The 17,835-nt window shown below is 72.8% G+C and carries 18 protein-coding genes and 1 riboswitch; of the genes, 8 read left to right on the forward strand and 10 right to left on the reverse strand.

Annotated features, from left to right (window positions below; all coding sequences use genetic code 11):
* Positions 1-117 precede the first annotated feature (117 nt).
* From ABZ117_RS08075 to ABZ117_RS08085, 3 genes are all read left to right on the forward strand, one after another.
* On the forward strand, positions 118-1,491 hold the full coding sequence (locus ABZ117_RS08075) for an FG-GAP and VCBS repeat-containing protein (RefSeq protein ID WP_356818524.1): 1,374 nt from the start codon (positions 118-120) through the stop codon (positions 1,489-1,491).
* Between the two features lie 87 nt (positions 1,492-1,578).
* Positions 1,579-1,989, forward strand: a complete 411-nt coding sequence (locus tag ABZ117_RS08080; protein WP_356818526.1) for a VOC family protein — start codon at positions 1,579-1,581, stop codon at positions 1,987-1,989.
* A gap of 43 nt (positions 1,990-2,032) precedes the next feature.
* Positions 2,033-2,773 (forward strand): TetR family transcriptional regulator, encoded by a 741-nt coding sequence (locus tag ABZ117_RS08085; protein WP_356818527.1) that lies wholly within the window; start codon positions 2,033-2,035, stop codon positions 2,771-2,773.
* 107 nt (positions 2,774-2,880) lie between these two features.
* Here ABZ117_RS08085 and ABZ117_RS08090 read toward each other — a convergent pair whose 3' ends face one another.
* Both ABZ117_RS08090 and ABZ117_RS08095 read right to left on the reverse strand, forming a co-directional pair.
* Positions 2,881-4,425, reverse strand: a complete 1,545-nt coding sequence (locus tag ABZ117_RS08090; RefSeq protein ID WP_356818529.1) for an ABC transporter substrate-binding protein — start codon at positions 4,423-4,425, stop codon at positions 2,881-2,883.
* 175 nt (positions 4,426-4,600) lie between these two features.
* Positions 4,601-4,840, reverse strand: coding sequence for a hypothetical protein (locus ABZ117_RS08095; RefSeq protein WP_356818531.1), 240 nt, complete (start codon positions 4,838-4,840; stop codon positions 4,601-4,603).
* Positions 4,841-4,931: 91 nt separating this feature from the next.
* On the opposite strand from ABZ117_RS08095, the gene ABZ117_RS08100 reads away from it, so the two are divergent.
* Positions 4,932-6,167, forward strand: a complete 1,236-nt coding sequence (locus tag ABZ117_RS08100; RefSeq protein ID WP_356818532.1) for a D-alanyl-D-alanine carboxypeptidase — start codon at positions 4,932-4,934, stop codon at positions 6,165-6,167.
* On the opposite strand, the gene ABZ117_RS08105 is transcribed toward ABZ117_RS08100, so the two are convergent.
* Positions 6,115-7,023 carry a YihY/virulence factor BrkB family protein gene (locus tag ABZ117_RS08105; protein WP_356818534.1) on the reverse strand — a complete coding sequence of 303 codons (909 nt, stop codon included), beginning with the start codon at positions 7,021-7,023 and terminating at the stop codon, positions 6,115-6,117. The two genes, ABZ117_RS08100 and ABZ117_RS08105, sit on opposite strands and share 53 nt — an antisense overlap.
* Positions 7,024-7,108: 85 nt before the next feature.
* Here ABZ117_RS08105 and ABZ117_RS08110 point away from each other — a divergent pair, with 85 nt between their 5' ends.
* Positions 7,109-7,864 (forward strand): decaprenylphospho-beta-D-erythro-pentofuranosid-2-ulose 2-reductase, encoded by a 756-nt coding sequence (locus ABZ117_RS08110; protein WP_356818536.1) that lies wholly within the window; start codon positions 7,109-7,111, stop codon positions 7,862-7,864.
* A 7-nt stretch (positions 7,865-7,871) separates the two neighbouring features.
* Here ABZ117_RS08110 and ABZ117_RS08115 read toward each other — a convergent pair whose 3' ends face one another.
* The 5 genes from ABZ117_RS08115 to ABZ117_RS08135 form a co-directional block, all read right to left on the reverse strand.
* Complete coding sequence (locus ABZ117_RS08115; protein WP_356818538.1) at positions 7,872-8,456, reverse strand: 2'-5' RNA ligase family protein; 585 nt, start codon at positions 8,454-8,456, stop codon at positions 7,872-7,874.
* 150 nt (positions 8,457-8,606) lie between these two features.
* The gene (gene trpS / locus ABZ117_RS08120; protein WP_356818540.1) at positions 8,607-9,620 is read right to left on the reverse strand and encodes a tryptophan--tRNA ligase; all 1,014 of its coding nucleotides are present in this window, start codon (positions 9,618-9,620) and stop codon (positions 8,607-8,609) included.
* 102 nt (positions 9,621-9,722) lie between these two features.
* The gene (locus ABZ117_RS08125) at positions 9,723-11,177 is read right to left on the reverse strand and encodes a glycine hydroxymethyltransferase (protein WP_356818542.1); all 1,455 of its coding nucleotides are present in this window, start codon (positions 11,175-11,177) and stop codon (positions 9,723-9,725) included.
* A 32-nt stretch (positions 11,178-11,209) separates the two neighbouring features.
* Positions 11,210-11,299: riboswitch (ZMP/ZTP riboswitch) on the reverse strand.
* 241 nt (positions 11,300-11,540) lie between these two features.
* Positions 11,541-12,725 (reverse strand): glutathionylspermidine synthase family protein, encoded by a 1,185-nt coding sequence (locus tag ABZ117_RS08130; protein ID WP_356818544.1) that lies wholly within the window; start codon positions 12,723-12,725, stop codon positions 11,541-11,543.
* Positions 12,726-12,738: 13 nt separating this feature from the next.
* Complete coding sequence (locus ABZ117_RS08135; protein WP_356818546.1) at positions 12,739-13,146, reverse strand: hypothetical protein; 408 nt, start codon at positions 13,144-13,146, stop codon at positions 12,739-12,741.
* Positions 13,147-13,262: 116 nt separating this feature from the next.
* Between ABZ117_RS08135 and ABZ117_RS08140 the strand changes: the two genes are divergently transcribed.
* A complete protein-coding gene (locus ABZ117_RS08140; protein ID WP_356818826.1) occupies positions 13,263-14,090 on the forward strand; it encodes a hypothetical protein in 828 nt (275 codons plus the stop codon).
* Between the two features lie 22 nt (positions 14,091-14,112).
* Here ABZ117_RS08140 and ABZ117_RS08145 read toward each other — a convergent pair whose 3' ends face one another.
* Positions 14,113-15,513: a PLP-dependent aminotransferase family protein gene (locus ABZ117_RS08145; protein WP_356818548.1), complete on the reverse strand. Its 1,401-nt coding sequence runs from the start codon at positions 15,511-15,513 to the stop codon at positions 14,113-14,115.
* A 46-nt stretch (positions 15,514-15,559) separates the two neighbouring features.
* Between ABZ117_RS08145 and ABZ117_RS08150 the strand changes: the two genes are divergently transcribed.
* On the forward strand, positions 15,560-16,057 hold the full coding sequence (locus ABZ117_RS08150; protein ID WP_356818550.1) for a carboxymuconolactone decarboxylase family protein: 498 nt from the start codon (positions 15,560-15,562) through the stop codon (positions 16,055-16,057).
* A 91-nt stretch (positions 16,058-16,148) separates the two neighbouring features.
* Positions 16,149-16,874 carry an isocitrate lyase/phosphoenolpyruvate mutase family protein gene (locus ABZ117_RS08155; RefSeq protein WP_356818552.1) on the forward strand — a complete coding sequence of 242 codons (726 nt, stop codon included), beginning with the start codon at positions 16,149-16,151 and terminating at the stop codon, positions 16,872-16,874.
* Positions 16,875-16,880: 6 nt separating this feature from the next.
* Here the strand turns inward: ABZ117_RS08155 and ABZ117_RS08160 are convergent, their stop codons facing one another.
* Positions 16,881-17,834, reverse strand: coding sequence for an ABC transporter substrate-binding protein (locus ABZ117_RS08160; protein WP_356818554.1), 954 nt, complete (start codon positions 17,832-17,834; stop codon positions 16,881-16,883).
* Position 17,835 lies beyond the last annotated feature (1 nt).

Here is a 17,835-nt window from a genome sequence, read left to right on the forward strand (position 1 = left end):
ACGCCTGCGGCTCTTCGGGCCCCGTCCCCCGGTCACGCACCGCGGAGCGGGGCCCTCGCCGTACAACCGTTCCCCACCGTCGCGGGTCTGCATGTGTGTACGCGATCAAGGAGACACATGCGCACGCACAGAAAGCTCGTCATCGCCGTCGCGACGGCCACGGCCGCCTCGCTGACCGGCGGACTGCTCGCCCTCGCGGCCGGCCCGGCCGCCGCGGCCACCCCCGCCAAGTACGCCGACGACTTCGACGGCGACGGCTACCGGGACTACGCGTCCGGCTGGGACGGTGAGGTCACCGTCACCTACGGCACGGCGAGCGGGCCGGGTCCGCGGACGGTCCGCTTCAACCAGGACAGCCCCGGCATCCCCGGCACGGCGGGTGACTCCGGCGGCCACGTCGACAGCTTCGGCAACCAGCTCGCCGCGGCCGACCTCAACGGCGACGGGTACGCCGACCTCGCCGTCGCCGACAGCAGCGAGAAGAGCGGTACGACGGCCGGCGCGGGTGCCGTCACCGTGCTGTGGGGTGCGAGGTCCGGCCTCGGCACCAAGGCCACCCGCATCCCCGCCCGCTCCAAGCTGGGGTTCGGCGCGGCGCTCGCCTCCGGTGACTTCAACGGCGACGGCAAGCCGGACCTGGCCGTCACCGACGTCACCGGCACCCTCTACGTCTACCGGGGCGGCTTCTCCCAGTCCGGTACGACGGGCAGCGTCACCAAGCTGGAGGTGAGCCCCAGCGGCGACGAGGTGCTGGAACCGGCCGCGATCGTCGCCGGCAAGGTGAACAAGGACAAGGCCACCGACCTCTACGTGCTCGGCCAGGGTTACAAGAACGGCCGGCGGACGCAGGCCGCCTGGTTCGTGCAGGGCGGCTCCACCATCAAGCGCGGCACGTACAGGACGTACAACGCCTCACAGTTCGACTACTCCGCCACCGGCGTGATCGCCGACTTCGACAAGAACGGCTACGGGGACCTCGCCGTCAGCGACACGCCGTACAACAACGGCGCGGGTTCCGTACTGGTCCTGCGCGGCGGCGCGAGCGGCCCGGGCACCTCCTACCGCCTGACGCAGTCCACCGCGGGGGTGGCGACGGCGGCCACGAAGAACGACCGCTTCGGCTCCTCCCTCTCCGCCGGCGACACCAACCGCGACGGCTACCCGGACCTCGCCGTGGGCGTGCCCGAGGAGGAGTCCGGCACGGTCCACAACGCGGGCGGCGTGCACGTCCTGCGTGGCGGGAGCAAGGGCCTGACCGGCACCGGCTCCCAGTGGTTCACCCGCGCCACGGCGGGTGTGCCGGGCAGCGCCACACCGGACGAGATGGTCGGCCTCTTCGTCCGCCTGCGCGACCTCGACCGGGACGGCGACGCCGACCTGCTGATGTCCGGCGACCTGTACCGCGAGAGCGTGCAGCTGCGGGCCACCGCGACCGGCATCACGACCAGCGGTGCCTCGGAGACCGACCTGGACCCGAACTTCCCGCAGTGACGGCCGGCCCGTCCCCGGAGAGCCCCACCGCGGCCCGCTGCGGTGGGGCTCCTCGCATCCGGGGAGAAGGACTCCTAATGTGACGACATGTCAGACGAAGGGTCGTACGAACTGCTCGGTTTCGACAACGTGCTGCTCCCCGTCGGTGACCTCGGCGAGGCGGTCGCCTTCTACGAGCGGGCCGGGTTCACCGTGGGGTTCCGGTTCGACGAGGGCGGGCTCGCCCAGCTGAGGGTCGGGGCCGAGACACCGGGCATCCTGCTCCAGGCCGAGGAGCAGCTGGGGCACCGCTCGCCGCCGTGGCCGTCGGCACGGATCTGGCTGGAGGTGCCGGACGCGCGGGCGGCGGCCCGGGAGCTGGCCGCCGCGGGGATCACGCCGCTGGACGAGGTGTCCCAGGTGGCCACCGGCTGGACCGTGGAGATCACCGACCCCTGGGGCAACGTCCTGGGCTTCACGGACTACACCAAGCGCCCCCAGCTGGGCCGCCCGGGCTGAGCCGCCGCCAGGGGCCGCCCACGTCACTCGTTAGGCTCCTCCCGTGCCAGCGAAGAACGACGGCCCCGGTGCGGCCGGCCCCCGGAGCAGCAAGTCCGAGCAGACCCGTGCGCTGATCCTGGAGACCGCGATGCGGTTGTTCCAGGAGCGCGGGTACGACAAGACGACCATGCGGGCCATCGCCACGGAGGCCGGGGTGTCCGTCGGCAACGCCTACTACTACTTCGAGGGCAAGGAACACCTGATCCAGGGGTTCTACGACCGGATCGCCGCCGAGCACCGGGCGGCGGTCCGCCAGGTGCTGGACCGGGAGACCGACCTGGAGGCGCGGCTCGCGGGCGTCCTCACCGTGTGGCTGGACATCGCCCGGCCGTACCACGAGTTCGCGGTCCAGTTCTTCAAGAACGCCGCCGACCCCGACAGCCCGCTCAGCCCCTTCTCCCCGGAGAGCGAGCACGCGCGCGAGGCCGCGATCAGCGTGCACCGGGAGGTCCTGGCCGGTGCCAGCTCGAAGGTGGCGCCCGAACTGCGGGACGTGCTCCCGGAGCTGATGTGGCTCGCCCAGATGGGCCTGGTCCTGTACTGGATCTTCGACCGCACGGAGGGACGTGAGCGCAGCTACCGCCTGGCCCGGCGGGGCGCCCGGCTGACCGCGCGCGGCGTGTCCCTGGCCCGCTTCCGCGTCCTGCGCCCCCTCGTCCTGGAGATCCACGAACTGTTCACGGACTTCCTGCCGGGCATGACGAAGGCACTCCCGTCCCCGGCCCGCAAGCGGGACGCGTGATCACTTCTGGGTGAACGCGTGGAATCGGGCCGCCCGACTCGATCGGCACCGGGGTCACGCTCGACGTCGAGCAGATCATCAAGGCCGGGCAGCGGAAGACCGACTGATCAGATCCACGCCAGCCGCCACAGCCGGAACACGCCCGTGCCGTCCGTCAGGTACTGGCCGCCGCCGACGTCCTCCGTGCTGACCACGTACTCCTTGCGCTGCCACAGCGGGATCAGCGGGACGTCCTCGGCCACGTCGGTCTGGATGTCGCGGAAGTCGTTCGCGGCGCGGCTGCGGTCGGCGAACTGCTGGCTGTCCAGGACGAGACGGTCGACGGCCTTGTTGCTGTAGCCGGTGCTCATCGTGGAACCGGTGCCGACGAGCGCGGCGCCGAAGGTGTCCGGGTCGGGGTAGTCGGCGACCCAGCCGATCGCCCAGGCGTCGATCGTTCCGGCGGCCCAGCGCTTCTGGAAGTCGGTCCACTCGTAGCCCTTGAGGTCGACGGCGAACAGGCCGCTCTCCTCGAGCTGCTTCTTCAGCGCCCTGGCCTCCTCCGCGCTCGCGCCCCGGCCGACGCCGTAACCGAAGGTGAAGCGCACCGGCAGGCTCACCCCGGCGTCGGTGAGCAGTTGCCGCGCCTTCTCGGTGCTCTGCTCCGGGTACCGGTCGAAGAACGACGTGGTGTGGCCGGTGATACCGGTGGGGATCAGCGAGTACAGCGGGTCGACGGTGCCCTCGTACACGGTCGCCGCCAGCTTCTCCCGGTTGACCAGCCAGGCCATCGCGCGGCGCACCCGCACGTCGTGCAGCGGGGAGGCGGCTCGGGTGTTGAGGTACAGGTTGCGGGTCTCGGCGCTGTCGGACTCGGTGACCCGCTGCCCGGGGTCGCTCGGGTTGAGCGCGGAGAGCACCTTGGGCGGCAGGGTCCGCGTGGCGACGTCGACCTGGCGGCCCTTCCAGGCGCGGTCGAGCTTGCCGGAGTCGGCGTAGTAGCGCAGCTCGACCGGGCGGCCGGTGCCGCTGAGGTAGCCCTTGTAGTGCGTGTTCGGCGCGAGGTCGGCCTTGTGGTCCTTGGTGTACGCCGTCAGCCGGTACGGCCCGGTGCCGTCGACGGCGGCGTCCTGGCGCAGGCGGCCGGCCGGATACTTCTCCTTGTCCACGATGGAGCCGGCGCCGGTGGCGACCTTCAGCGGGAAGGTGGCGTCGGAGGACGACAGGTGGAAGGTGACGGTGTCCGCGCTGTCGGCGGTCACCGAGGCGAGCGTGCCGAACAGGGACGCCGGGCCGACATCGTCGTTGATCCTCCTGACCCGGTCGAAGGAGAACTTCACGTCCGCGGCCGTCATCGCGCGCCCGCTCGGGAAGGTGATCCCGGCACGCAGCGTGCACCGGTACGTCCGCAGCCCGCTGCCCGTGAAGGCGCAGCTCCTGGCCGCGTCCGGGACCGGCTCGGTGCCGGCCGGCTCGAACGTCAGCAGGGACTGGAAGACGTTGCTGAACAGTGCCCAGGAGCCGGCGTCGTAGGCGCCGGCCGGGTCGAGCGCGGTGACGGCGTCGGTGGTGCCGACGGTGATGGTCCTGTTCTTGTACTGCTGCGACGGCAGCAGCTGCCAGCCGCCGATCCCCACGACGGTGAGTACGAGCAGCGTCACGAGAATGCGCATGCGAACAGATCGCATGGTGGTGCCCTCCCCAGGCCCGTCAGGGCCCTACCCCTGGCCCAGCACGAAGCGGCCACTCCCCCTCAAGTGGCGCGGCTCACCTAATCACACGGGTTTCGGCTGGGGAAGGGCTTTCTGACCAGATGGGGAAGAACTTACCGAGCGGGGTGATGTGCCGTTATGACGTCCGGCGCAATGCGCGCAGGCCACGCAACCCGATGACCCCGATGACCGTCCCCAGTACGAAGGAGACGACCGCCAGCAGCAGGTGCACCCAGAAGTACGCGGTCGGGTGACCGTCGTCGAAGGCGAGCCCGCTGCTGTCCTTGACGAGGTTCTTGACGAAAGTGACCCAGATGACCCAGCTCCACACCCCGAAGGCGAGCAGGAACCAGGAGACCGGGCGGCTGAGCTTCATGTGCCCAGTATCGCCGTCCCCCGTCCGGTTCCGTGTCGGGGGTGGGGCGCGAAGCGGGACTTCCCGTTTCCGTACGGGTACGTTCTCGACCGTGCCCGCACCGAAGAGGACCGGCCGGCGACCCCTGCTGGTGACCTCCGCCACCCTGCTGTCCCTGTCCGTCACCGCCCCCGCCGCCCTCGCCTCGCCGGCCCCCACGCCGAGCCCGACGGCCACCCCGCCGGCCCGGATGTCCACCCTGGGCGGCGTCCGGCTGGGGCAGCCCGGCACCCAGGTCAACCTCGCCCCGGGCGTGCCCGTGCTCCCCAAGGACCTCACCGCCCGGTCCTGGATCGTCTCGGACGCCGAGTCGGGTGAGGTGCTGGCCGCGCACAACGCGCACTGGCGGCTGCCCCCGGCGAGCACACTGAAGATGCTGTTCGCGGACACCGTGCTGCCGCGCTTCCCCAAGGGGACGCACCACACGGTCGTCCCGTCGGACCTCGCGGGCATGGGCGTCGGCTCCAGCGTGGTCGGGATGCGGGAGGGGCGCACCTACACCGTCCACGACCTGTGGCTGGGGGTGTTCCTGCGCTCGGGCAACGACGCCGTGCGCACCCTGTCCGCGATGAACGGCGGCGTCGCGCGGACCGTGCAGGACATGCAGGAGCACGCCGGACAGCTCCAGGCCCTGGACACGCACGTGGTCTCCCCCGACGGCTACGACGCGCCGGGGCAGGTGTCGTCGGCGTACGACCTGACGCTGTTCGCCCGGTCCGGGCTCCAGAAGAAGGACTTCCGCGAGTACTGCTCCACCGTGCGGGCGACGTTCGGGTCCGCCACGATCCGGAACACCAACCGGCTGCTGAGCGGTGACACCGACGTGCCCGTCTACCCGGGGATCGCCGGTGTGAAGAACGGCAACACCACGCACGCGGGCGCCACCCTCACCGCGGTCGCCGAACGGGGCGGCAAGGTGCTGCTGGTCACGGTGATGAATCCGGAGAAGCACGAGCACAACGAGGTCTACAAGGAGAGCGCGAAGCTCCTCGACTGGGGGTTCCAGGCGGTCGGCAAGGTGAACCCGGTGGGCGAGCTGGTGCCGCCGAAGGGCGCCGTGCCGGCCACCGGGCAGCCGGACACCGGCGCGTCCGCCGGGCAGGCGTCCGGCATCGGCGGGTCCGGTTCGCGGCCGGTGGCGAGCGCCCCCGCCGGGTCGGGCTCCGGCGGCGCCGGGACCGCGCTGGCCGTCGCGGGCGGTCTGCTGGTGCTGCTCGGCGGCGGGGCGTTCCTGGTCAACCGCCGGTGGCCGCTGCCCGGTCTGATGCGGCGTCGGGCACGTCACTGAGTGCGGCCTCCTTGCTCGGCGTCGCCGTCCAGGAGGCGCAGAACAGCACCAGCTTGGCCGTGAAGTTGATCCACAGCAGCAGGGCCACGGGGACGCCGAACGCGCCGTACATGCTCTTCGCGGCGACACCCTGGACGTAGCCGCTGAGCAGCAGCTTCAGCAGTTCGAAGCCGACCGCCCCGAGGAGGGCGGACACCAGCAGGCGGCGGCGCGGCGGTTCGACCCCGGGCAGCAGGGTCAGGACGTAGAGCAGGACCAGGAAGTCGGCGAGGACGGCGACGGCGAACGCGACGACCTGGAGCAGCACGCTGCCCCAGCTGTGCTCGGCCAGGCCGATCTGCCGGGACACCCGGCCGACGGCGGCCGAGGCGAGGATGGACGCGGCGAGGGTGACCAGCAGGGCGCCGCCGAAGCCGAACAGGATCCCGGCGTCCTTGGCCTTGGTGACGAGGGGGTTCTCCTCGCGGTCCGGCAGCTCCCACACCGCGCGCAGGCAGTCCCGGACCTGGCCGACCCAGCCGATTCCCGTGAACAGCAGCACCGCGCCCGCGATGACGCCGACGGTGCCGGCGTTCTCCACCAGGGAGGTCAGGTCCAGCTGGTCGGAAAGGCCCGGGAACTGCTCGCCGATCTTGTGTTCGACGGTCCTCTCGCTGGCGGGGCTGAGCGTGGCGGCGGTGACCGCGGCGGCCACGGTCAGCAGCGGGAACAGGGCCACGAAGCTGACGAACGTCATGGCGGCGGCCAGTCGCGTCCACTTCACCCGGTCCAGCCGCTCGTACGACCGCCACGCGTGCGTGGCCGTCAGCCGGGTGACCGCCGGCCCGATGCCGGGGAGCTTCTTCAGCCAGTCCATGATCCGACCATGCCCGCTCCGCGAGAGCGTGAACACCGCGTTTCTTCGCCAGAACGGTCATATCCGGGCGATACGGTCAGTTGTCATGAAGGATGCCACCGCACTGCCCCGTTCCCTGCTCGTCCTCGGCGGCACGTCCGAGATCGCGCTGGCCACCGCCCGCCGGCTGATCGCCCGCCGCACCCGCACGGTGTGGCTGGCGGGCCGCCCCTCCGTCGCCCTGGAGAACGCCGCGGCAAGCCTGCGCGCGCTCGGCGCCGACGTGCACACTGTCGGCTTCGACGCGCTCGACCCCGGGTCCCACGAGACCGTCCTCGGCAAGGTGTTCGCCGAGGGGGCCGTCGACATGGTGCTGCTCGCGTTCGGTGTCCTCGGCGACCAGGCGCACGACGAACGCGACCCGGTCCGCGCGGTGCGGGTCGCCCAGACCAACTACACCGGGGCCGTCTCGGTGGGTCTGATCACCGGCCGCGCCCTCCAGGCGCAGGGGCACGGCTCCCTCGTCGTCCTGTCCTCCGTCGCCGCCGAACGCGCCCGCCGCGCCGACTTCATCTACGGCTCCAGCAAGGCCGGCCTGGACACCTTCGCCCAGGGACTGGGCGACGCCCTGCACGGCACCGGCGTGCGCGTCATGGTCGTACGCCCCGGGTTCGTCCGGACCCGCGGGACGGCCGGCCGGCACCGGCCCCCGCTCGCCACCACGCCGGAGGCGGTCGCCACCGCCGTCGAACTCGGCCTGCGCCGCCGCTCGGAGACGGTGTGGGTGCCGGGGGCGCTCCGCCCGGTGATGTGGGCACTGCGGCACGCGCCGCGCGCGGTGTACCGCCGGCTGGAGGTCTGACGTACGGCTAGCGGCCCGCGGGCGTGCCGCGTCCGACGTCCGCGTGGCCGGCCTGGGGCGGTACCACCGCGCCGCCGAAGGGGTACTCGCGCAGCTTGCGCCACACCCCGTCGACGCCCTGCTCGTAGAGCGCGAAGCCGGTGCACGGCCACTCGGCGTCGAAGCCCGCCAGTTCCTCGAAGGCGCGGTCCATCGCCGCGTCGTCGATGCCGTGGGCCACGGTGACGTGCGGGTGGTAGGGGAACTGGAGCTCGCGCGCCACCGGGCCGGAGGCGTCGCGGATCCGCTGCTGCAGCCGGGCGCAGGTCTCGGCGCCCCGGACGACGCGGACGTAGACCACCGGCGACAGGGGCCGGAAGGTGCCGGTGCCGGACAGCCGCATCGGGAACGGCCGGGCGGCCGCGGCGACCTCGCCGAGGTGCACGTCGACGGCCGGCAGGCCGGCCTCGTCCACCTCGGTCGGCGGCAGCAGCGTGACGTGCGTGGGGATGCCGTGAGCCGCGGCGTCGCCGAAGCCCGTGCGCCGCTCCTGGAGCAGGCTGCCGTGAGGCTCCGGGACCGCGATCGACACGCCGATCGTTACGGTCCCCACGTCGTCTCCTTCGTCGCGTCTGTCGTTTTCCCGGCCGTCCCGTCCCGGCCGTCGGCTATCGACTGTACGGCCACGGATGTCCTGTCGGCAGGCGCACCGCGAGTGATGTGCAGCGCTCCGTCCGGCAGGACCCGTGTGCGGTCGTACGCCTCAGTGCTTGGCCGGGAGGAACCCCACGCGGTCGTACGCCTGAGCGAGTGTCTCGGCGGCGACGGCGCGCGCCTTCTCCGCGCCCTTGGCCAGGATGGAGTCCAGCGTCTCGGAGTCGTCCAGGTACTGCTGGGTGCGCTCGCGGAACGGCGTCACGAACCCGACCATGATCTCGGCGAGGTCGGTCTTGAGCGCGCCGTACATCTTGCCCTCGTACTCCCGCTCCAGCTCGGCGACCGGCTTGCCGGTGAGCGTGGAGTAGATGGTGAGGAGGTTGGACACGCCCGGCTTGTTCACGGCGTCGTAGCGGATCACCGTGTCGGTGTCGGTGACCGCGCTCTTGACCTTCTTGGCCGTCGCCTTCGGCTCGTCGAGGAGGTTGATGAGGCCCTTCGGCGTGGACGCCGACTTGCTCATCTTGACCGTCGGGTCCTGGAGGTCGTAGATCTTCGCCGTCTCGCGGAGGATGTACGGCTCCGGGATGGTGAACGTCGCGCCGAACCGGCCGTTGAACCGCTCGGCGAGGTCGCGGGTCAGCTCGATGTGCTGGCGCTGGTCCTCGCCGACCGGCACCTCGTTCGCCTGGTACAGCAGGATGTCGGCGACCTGGAGGACCGGGTAGGTGAACAGGCCGACGGAGGCGCGGTCGGCGCCCTGCCGGGCGGACTTGTCCTTGAACTGGGTCATCCGGCTGGCCTCGCCGAAGCCGGTGAGGCAGTTCATGACCCAGGCCAGCTGGGCGTGCTCGGGGACGTGGCTCTGCACGAAGAGCGTGCAGCGGTCGGGGTCCAGGCCGGCGGCCAGCAGCTGTGCGGCGGCGAGGCGGGTGTTGGCCCGCAGCTCGGCCGGGTCCTGCGGCACCGTGATCGCGTGCAGGTCGACGACCATGTAGAACGCGTCGTGGGACTCCTGGAGGGCCACCCACTGGCGGACGGCGCCGAGGTAGTTGCCGAGGTGGAACGAGCCTGCGGTGGGCTGGATTCCGGAGAGCACGCGGGGTCGGTCAGTGGCCATGTAATTCATTCTCGCAGAGAGTGCGGGAGCTTCGGTGCGGTGGGGAACCGCGGGCCCCTGACGGGCCGGCCGCGCGGTTCCCCGTGCCGGTGCCGGGGCGTTTCAGCCCAGGTCGACCTCCGGGTACAGCGGGAAGCCCGCCACCAGGTCGGTGGCCCGCCCGGCGATCTCCTCGGCGACCTTCTCGTCCAGGACGTGGGCGGCCCGGGAGGGGGCACCCGACTTGGTGGTGCCCGGCTCGGTGGTGGTCAGGACGCGGTCGATCAGGCCCGCCACCTCGTCCATCTCCGCCGTGCCCAGGCCGCGGGTGGTGAGCGCGGGGGTGCCGACGCGGATGCCGGAGGTGTACCAGGCGCCGTTCGGGTCGGCCGGGATGGCGTTGCGGTTGGTGACGATGCCCGAGTCGAGGAGCGCCGCCTCGGCCTGGCGGCCGGTGAGGCCGTAGGAGGTGGCGACGTCGATCAGGTTGAGGTGGTTGTCCGTGCCGCCCGTGACCAGGGTGGCGCCGCGGCGCATCAGGCCCTCGGCCAGGGCGCGGGAGTTGGCCACGATGCGCTGGGCGTAGTCCTGGAAGGACGGCCGGCGGGCCTCGGCCAGGGCGACGGCCTTGGCGGCCATGACGTGCGGCAGCGGGCCGCCCAGGACCATCGGGCAGCCCCGGTCGACCTGGTCCTTGAGGGAGTCGTCGCACAGGACCATGCCGCCGCGCGGGCCGCGCAGGGACTTGTGGGTGGTGGTGGTGACGATCTGGGCGTGCGGGACCGGGTCGAAGTCGCCGGTGAGGACCTTGCCGGCCACGAGGCCGGCGAAGTGCGCCATGTCGACCATGAGAGTGGCGCCGACCTCGTCGGCGATCTCGCGCATGAGCCGGAAGTTCACCAGCCGGGGGTACGCGGAGTAGCCGGCGACGATGATCAGCGGCTTGAACTCGCGGGCCTGGGCGCGCAGGGCGTCGTAGTCGATGAGGCCGGTGGCCGGGTCGGTGCCGTAGGAGCGCTGGTCGAACATCTTGCCGGAGATGTTGGGGCGGAAGCCGTGGGTGAGGTGGCCGCCGGCGTCCAGGGACATGCCCAGCATGCGCTGGTTGCCGAAGGCCCGGCGCAGCTCGGCCCAGTCGGCCTCGGTCAGGTCGTTGACCTGGCGGACGCCGGTCTTCTCCAGGAAGGGCGCCTCGACGCGGTCGGCGAGGACGGCCCAGAAGGCGACGAGGTTGGCGTCGATGCCGGAGTGCGGCTGGACGTAGGCGTGGCGGGCGCCGAAGAGTTCGCGGGCGTGCTCGGCGGCGAGGGACTCGACCGTGTCGACGTTGCGGCAGCCGGCGTAGAAGCGGCGGCCGACGGTGCCCTCGGCGTACTTGTCGCTGAACCAGTTGCCCATGGCGAGGAGGGTCGCCGGGGAGGCGTAGTTCTCGGAGGCGATCAGCTTGAGCATCTCGCGCTGGTCGGCGACCTCCTGGCCGATGGCGTCGGCGACGCGCGGCTCGACGGCGCGGACCACGTCGAGGGCGGCGCGGAAGGCCGTGGACTCGGTGGAGAGGGGGGCGGAATTCTCGGGCATCGGGACCTCCGGACGGCGTGCGTACAGCGTTCACGTTCGGCCCAGGCGCACGGCACTCTTTCCGGCTCGGACCGCTCCCTGATGGTCCGTCCCATCCCAGCGCGCCAGTCACGGCCCGCTCGTCAGCCTACCCGGCGCGCCGGACGGGGACGGGCGCGCGTCCACCATGCGAGCGAGAGGGGCGGCCCCCGGTGGCCGTCGGCGGAGCGGAAGGTCCGTCCCCCTGCTCGCCGGCGGACCGGGGCCGCGGACGCGCCGGTCCTCTCGGCGACGGCGACGTCGTCGATGCCCGCCTCCCGGCGCCCTGCGATGCACGGCACCCGACCGTCGCTCCGTGATCCGCGCCGGTCCGGACGAAAGACCCTAGAGGATCACGTGGGGCAGGAAGCGGGCGTACTCGTCCGTGATCAGGCCCGAGGACTCGCGCAGGCCGAGGCCGGCCGGCTCGTCCCGGACGACCCAGGCGCCGAGGACGACGTGGTTGCCGTCGAAGGCGGGCAGGGGGGCGAGGCGCTGGTAGCAGCAGGGCTCGTCCCGTACGGCCGCGGGCGCGCCGGGTCCGTGCACGGTGACGCCCTCGCCCTCGCGGCCGAGGAGGGGCTTGGCGACGTAGCCGGCGGACCCGGCGAGCTCGCGGGGGCCGTCCAGGTAGGCGGGCAGGAGGCTGGGGTGGCCGGGGTACAGCTCCCACAGGATCGCCAGCAGGGCCTTGTTGCTCAGCAGCATCTTCCAGGCGGGTTCGATCCACAGGGTGCTGCCGGTGCCGCCGCCGTTGTCGAGGGTGTCCAGGACGTGCCGGCCGAAGGCGTCGGTGGTGAGCCACTCCCAGGGGTAGAGCTTGAACAGGGCGCGGATGAAGCCGAGCCGGTTGTCGACGAAGCGGCCGGAGAGGCTGTCCCAGCCGATCTCCTCCACGGCGAGCCAGTCGGTGGTGAGACCGGCCTGTTCGGCGGTCTCCTTCAGATAGGCGACCGTCATCAGGTCCTCGCCGAGTTCGTCGGCGCAGGAGTGCGCGAAGTGCAGGGGGCTGCCGGGCGGCAGGAGCGCGGCCTGCGCGCGCCAGGCGTCGACCAGCCGCTCGTGCAGGGAGTTCCACTGGTCGGCGCCGGGGAAGCGGTCCTCCATCCAGAACCACTGCGCCGAGGCGGCCTCCACCAGGGAGGTCGGGGTGTCGGCGTTGTACTCCAGCAGTTCGGCCGGGCCGGTGCCGTCGTAGCGCAGGTCGAAACGGCCGTAGAGGGACGGGAGTTCGTCGCGGCGGTGCCAGGACTCGGCGACGGCCGCGGCCACGCGCGGGTCGGTGATGCCCAGGTCGGCGAACCGGTCCTCGGCCACGATGTGCCCGGCCGCCGCCAGGCACATGCGGTGGAGTTCGCCGACGGTCTCCTCCAGCGCCTCGACCTCGTCCAGGGTGAAGGCGTAGTAGGCGCTCTCGTCCCAGTAGGGGCGCAGGGAGCCGTCGGGGTGGCGGGTGAGCGGGTAGATCAGGCCCTGGGCCTCGACGGTCCGCTGCCAGCCGGGGCGGGGGGTGATGGTACGGCGTTCCATGCGCGTGTCCCCGTCAGCCGCCGGAGCTGCCCTTGCCGCCGCCGAAGCCGCCGCGGTGCACCCCTGTGCCGTGGTGGCCGTCGTCGTCCGACGAGCCGCGGCCGCCCTTGCCGGGCGCGGTGAAGGAGCCGCCGTCGACCCAGCCGTGCTTCTCGTCGCCCTCGTAGTACCAGGCGGCGTCGGCCGTCTTCCCGAGGGACTTCCCGGGGGTCTTCTTCCTCGCGCCCGTCCTCGGTGACGTGACGCCGGTCTTGCAGTTCTTGTCGGGGACGACCCGGTAGCCCTTGGTGAGGCTGTAGCTGTCCCGGTCGACGCAGCGCTTGTCCGGCTCGGACGAGCAGGCCGTGAGGGCGGCGGCCAGCAGGCCCATGCCGCCCAGGACGACCGTGCCCGAGCGCAGTCGCCGGCGTGTGTCCGCCATGGTGGTGCCTCCCCCGTCCGCCGTGCTGTTCGGCCGACAGCCTAGGGACCGGTGCGGGCGGCCCGCCGGGCACCCCCTCGTCTCCGCTCGCCTAGAGTCACCCCGTGCTTCTCGGAATGGTGTGCGCCCTCGGCGCGGCGGTCTGCTTCGGTACGGCGACGGTGTTGCAGGCGGTGGCCGCGCGGGCGGCCGTCGCCGACGGGGGCGGCGGGGACGCGGCACTGCTGCTGCGGGCGCTGCGGCAGTGGCGGTACCTGGCCGGGCTCGCGCTGGACGGACTCGGGTTCCTGCTCCAGATCGCGGCGCTGCGGTCACTGCCCATCTACGCCGTGGGCGCGGCGCTCGCGGCGAGCCTCGCGGTGACGGCGGTGGTGGCGGCGCGGCTGCTGGGGGTCCGGCTGAGCGGGGTGGAGTGGGCCGCCGTGGGCGTGGTGTGCGCGGGCCTCGGCCTGCTGGGGCTGGCCTCGGGCGCGGAGGGCGAGCGGGAGGGGCCGGACTGGCTGCGGTACGCGATGCTGGCGGCGGCGGTGTGCGTGCTGCTGCTCGGCGCGGCCGGCGGGCGCCTGACGGGCCGGGCCCGCGCCCTGCTCCTGGGACTCGGCGCCGGGTTCGGGTTCGGGGTGGTGGAGGTGGCGGTACGGCTGATCGACTCGCTGCACCCGGCCGACCTGCTCACCAACCCGGCGACGTACGCCCTGCTGCTCGGCGGCGGCGCCGCGTTCCTGCTCCTCACCTCGGCCCTCCAGCGGGGCTCGGTGACGACCGCCACCGCCGGCATAGTGATCGGCGAGACCCTCGGCCCCGCCGCGGTGGGCGTGGTCTGGCTCGGCGACCGCACCCGGGAGGGCCTGGGCTGGCTGGCGGCCCTGGGCTTCGCGGTGGCGGTCGCGGGCGCCCTGCTGCTGGCCCGCTTCGGCGAGGCGCCGACGGCGGAGGAGGGCTGAGGAGGGGGGACCGGCGCGGCCCTTACGGCAGTACCCGGCACAGGGCTTGCAGGGTGTTGTTCCAGGTGCTGTCCGGTGGGGTGCCGTAGCCGACGACCAGGGCGTCCAGGGGGGTGGCGCGGGCCTGGGGGTGGCGGTGGAAGGCGAGGCCGTGCAGGGCCAGGCCCTGCCAGACGGCGGCCTGGACCACCGACTGTTCCGTGCCCGGCGGCAGGCGCAGCACCGCGTGCAGGCCGGCCGCGATGCCCGTCACCCGCACGTCGGGTGCGTGGCCGGCGACGGCCTCCGCGAGGGCGTCGCGGCGGCGCCGGTAGCGCAGGCGGGCGGAGCGTACGTGGCGGTCGTACGCGCCGGAGGTGAGGAACTCGGCGAGGGTGAGCTGGTCCAGGGCGCCCACCGTGTCGGTGCGTCCCTTCGCCGCGGTCGCCTCCTGGGCCAGGGCCGGCGGCAGCACCATCCAGCCCAGGCGCAGTCCGGGGGCGAGGGACTTGCTGGCGGTGCCGAGATAGACGACCCGGTCGGGGTCCAGTCCCTGGAGGGCGCCGACGGGCTGGCGGTCGTAGCGGAACTCGCCGTCGTAGTCGTCCTCCAGGACGAGTCCGCCGGTGCGGCGCGCCCAGTCGACGACGGCGGCCCGGCGGTCGGGGTGCAGGGCGGTGCCCATGGGGAACTGGTGCGCGGGGGTGAGCAGTACCGCGCCCGCGTCGCCCGGTGCCCGCGGGTCGGTGCCGAGTTCGTCGTAGGGCAGCGCGGGCGTGGTGAGGCCGGCGTCCCGCAGGAGCCGCCAGTACACGTCGAGGCCGTACGACTCGACCGCCACCGTCCGCACCCCGCGCGCCCGCAGTACCTTGCCGAGGATGCCCAGGGCGTGCGAGAAGCCCGCGGTGATCACGACGGTCTCCGGGGTGGCGCGGACGCCCCGGGCGCGGGCGAGGTAGCCGGCGAGGGCGGTACGCAGTTCGGGCCGGCCGCGCGGGTCGCCGTAGCCGAGGGCCTGGAAGGGGGCGGTGGCCAGGGCGCGGCGGGCGGCCCGGAGCCATTCGGTGCGCGGGAAGGCGGCGAGGTCGGGGGACCCGGGGGTGAGGTCGTGGACCGCAGCCGCGGTGGCGCGGCGGGGCGCCGGGCGGGTGGCGGAGGCGGCCGGAGAGCTGTGGGGGACGCCGGTGGCCACGCGGGTGCCGGAGCCCTGCCGGGCGGTGAGCCAGCCCTCGGCGACCAGGTCGGCGTAGGTCTCGGCGACGGTGTTGCGGGCGATGCCGAGGTCGGCGGCGAGGGTGCGGGAGGACGGCAGGCGGGTGCCGGGGGCGAGGCGGCCGGTGCGGACGGCGTCCCGCAGGGCGTCGGTCAGGCCGCGGCGCAGCCCACCGGAGCGGACGGGTTCGAGGTGCAGGTCGACGCCCAGAGTGGCCCAGGATCTTGCCATGGAAATGGACCATACTCCTGGGCTGCCTCGCTTCTAGGGTCGAGGCATGAGCACTACGCAGGAGAGCGGCGCCTACGCCGCCGAGGAGGCCCCGCGGCTGGGCTGGGCCGAGCACGCACCCGAGGTCTACAAGGCGATGATCCGACTGGAGACCGCCGCCAGGAAGGGCCTGGACCCGGCACTGTACGAGCTGGTGAAGATCCGCGCCTCGCAGATCAACCGCTGCGCGTTCTGCCTCGACATGCACACCAAGGACGCCCTGGCGGCCGGGGAGAGCGTCGAGCGGATCGTGCAGCTCAGCGCCTGGCAGGAGTCGCGGCACTTCTACACGGAGAAGGAACTGGCCGCGATCGAGCTGACCGAGGCGGTCACCGTACTGACGGAGGGCGTCCCGGACGAGGTGTACGACCGGGCCGCCGAGCACTTCGAGGAGGCCGAACTGGCCCAGCTGATCGCCGCGATCACGGTGATCAACGCCTGGAACCGGTTCGGCGTGACCACCCGGATGACCCCGGGCCACTACCGGCCGGGGCAGCACGGGTGAGCCGTGCACAGCCGCCGGCGCCGGTCACCGTCATCAACGGCTGGAACCACCTGATGGCCGGCCGCCGCGTCGCACCCGGGGGGCACCGGCCGTGAGCAAGGTGGAGGAGTTCCGCGCCCTGCACGTCAGGCGCGCGCCGGGTGAGCCGCTGGTGCTGCCCGGCCCCTGGGACGCGGCCGGCGCCCGGGTGTTCGTGGCGGCCGGGTTCCCGGCGCTGGCCACGCCGAGCGCCGGGGTGGCCGCCTCGCTCGGGTACGAGGACGGGGCCACCCCGGCCGGTGAGATGTTCGCGGCTGTCGCCCGGATCACCCGGGCGGTGGACGTGCCGGTGTCGGCGGACGTCGAGGGCGGGTACGGGCTCGCGCCGAAGGAGCTGGTGGAGCGGCTGCTCGAGGCGGGGGCGGTGGGGTGCAACCTCGAGGACTCGGACGACGGGGGTGTCCTCAAGGACCGGCACGCGCACGCCGAGTACCTCGCCGAGGTCCGCTCGGCCGCCGCGGACCGGCTGTTCGTCAACGCCCGCGTCGATGTCTTCCTCCACGGCGACGGCGACCCCGAGCGGGCCATCGAGCGGGCCGCGTCGTACGTGGCGGCGGGCGCGGACTGCGTCTATCCGATCATGGCCCCGCCCGCCGTGCTGCCGCTGCTGCGCTCCGGCATCCAGGGCCCGCTGAACGCCCTGGCCCGGCTGGACGGGGACGGCCCCTCGCCCGCCGCGCTCGGCGAACTCGGGGCCACCCGCATCACGTTCGGGCCGGGATTCCAGCGCCGGGCGTACGCCGCACTGGGCGAGATCGCCCGCGGTCTGCGCGGCTGAGAGGGGTCAGGACAGCCACCGCTTCCACACGTCGGGGTGGCCGTCCACCCACTTCCGCGCCGCCTCGGCCGGGTCCGTCTTCTGCTCGGCGATCATCAGCGAGACCTGGTTCTGGTCCTCGGTGGTCCACCGGAACTTCTTCAGGAAGGCCGCGGCCCGGCCGCCGTCCCTGGCGAAGCCGGCGTTGAGGTACTTCTGTAGCGGGGTGTGCGGGTAGGCGCAGGCGACCTTCGCCGCGTCCGCGTCGCAGCCCTCCTTGTACGGCGGCAGCTTCACCTCCGTCATGGGCACCTTCTCGAACAGCCACTGGGGCGCGTACCAGTACGTCAGGAACGGCTTCCTGTCCTTGGCGAACTGCTTGATCTGCGTGATCTGCGCCGCCTCGGACCCGGCGAAGACGACCTGGTAGTCCAGCTTCAGGTTCTTCACCAGCGCCTTGTCGTTGGTGACGTAGGACGGGGAGCCGTCGATCAGCTGGCCCTTGCCGCCGCTCTCCGCGGTGCGGAAGAGGGACGCGTACTTGTTCAGGTTCTTCCAGTCGGTGATGTCCGGGTGCTGCTTGACCAGGTACGTCGGCACGTACCAGCCGATGTGACCGGTCACCCCGAGGCCGCCGCCGGGGGTGATCGTCCTCTTGTCGTGGACGTACCGCTTCTCCTGGTCCGGGTGGCCCCAGTCCTCCAGCAGGGCGTCGACCCGGCCCTGGCTGAGCGCGTCCCACGCGGGCACCTCGTCGACCTGGACGGTGTCGACGCGGTAGCCCAGCTTGTGTTCGAGGAGGTACTGGGCGACGGCCACGTCGGCCTGCGCGCCCACCCAGGACTGCACGGACAGGGTGACCGTCCTCGAGCCCTTGGCGTTGGCGAACGGGCTGGCCTGCTTGGTCATGTCGGCGGCGCCGCAGCCGGTCGCGGTCAGCAGCGTCAGCGCGCCCGCCAGGGCGCTCGTACGTCGTCGCATG

This window comes from Streptomyces sp. NPDC006309, from assembly GCF_040613095.1.
Lineage (GTDB): Bacteria > Actinomycetota > Actinomycetes > Streptomycetales > Streptomycetaceae > Streptomyces.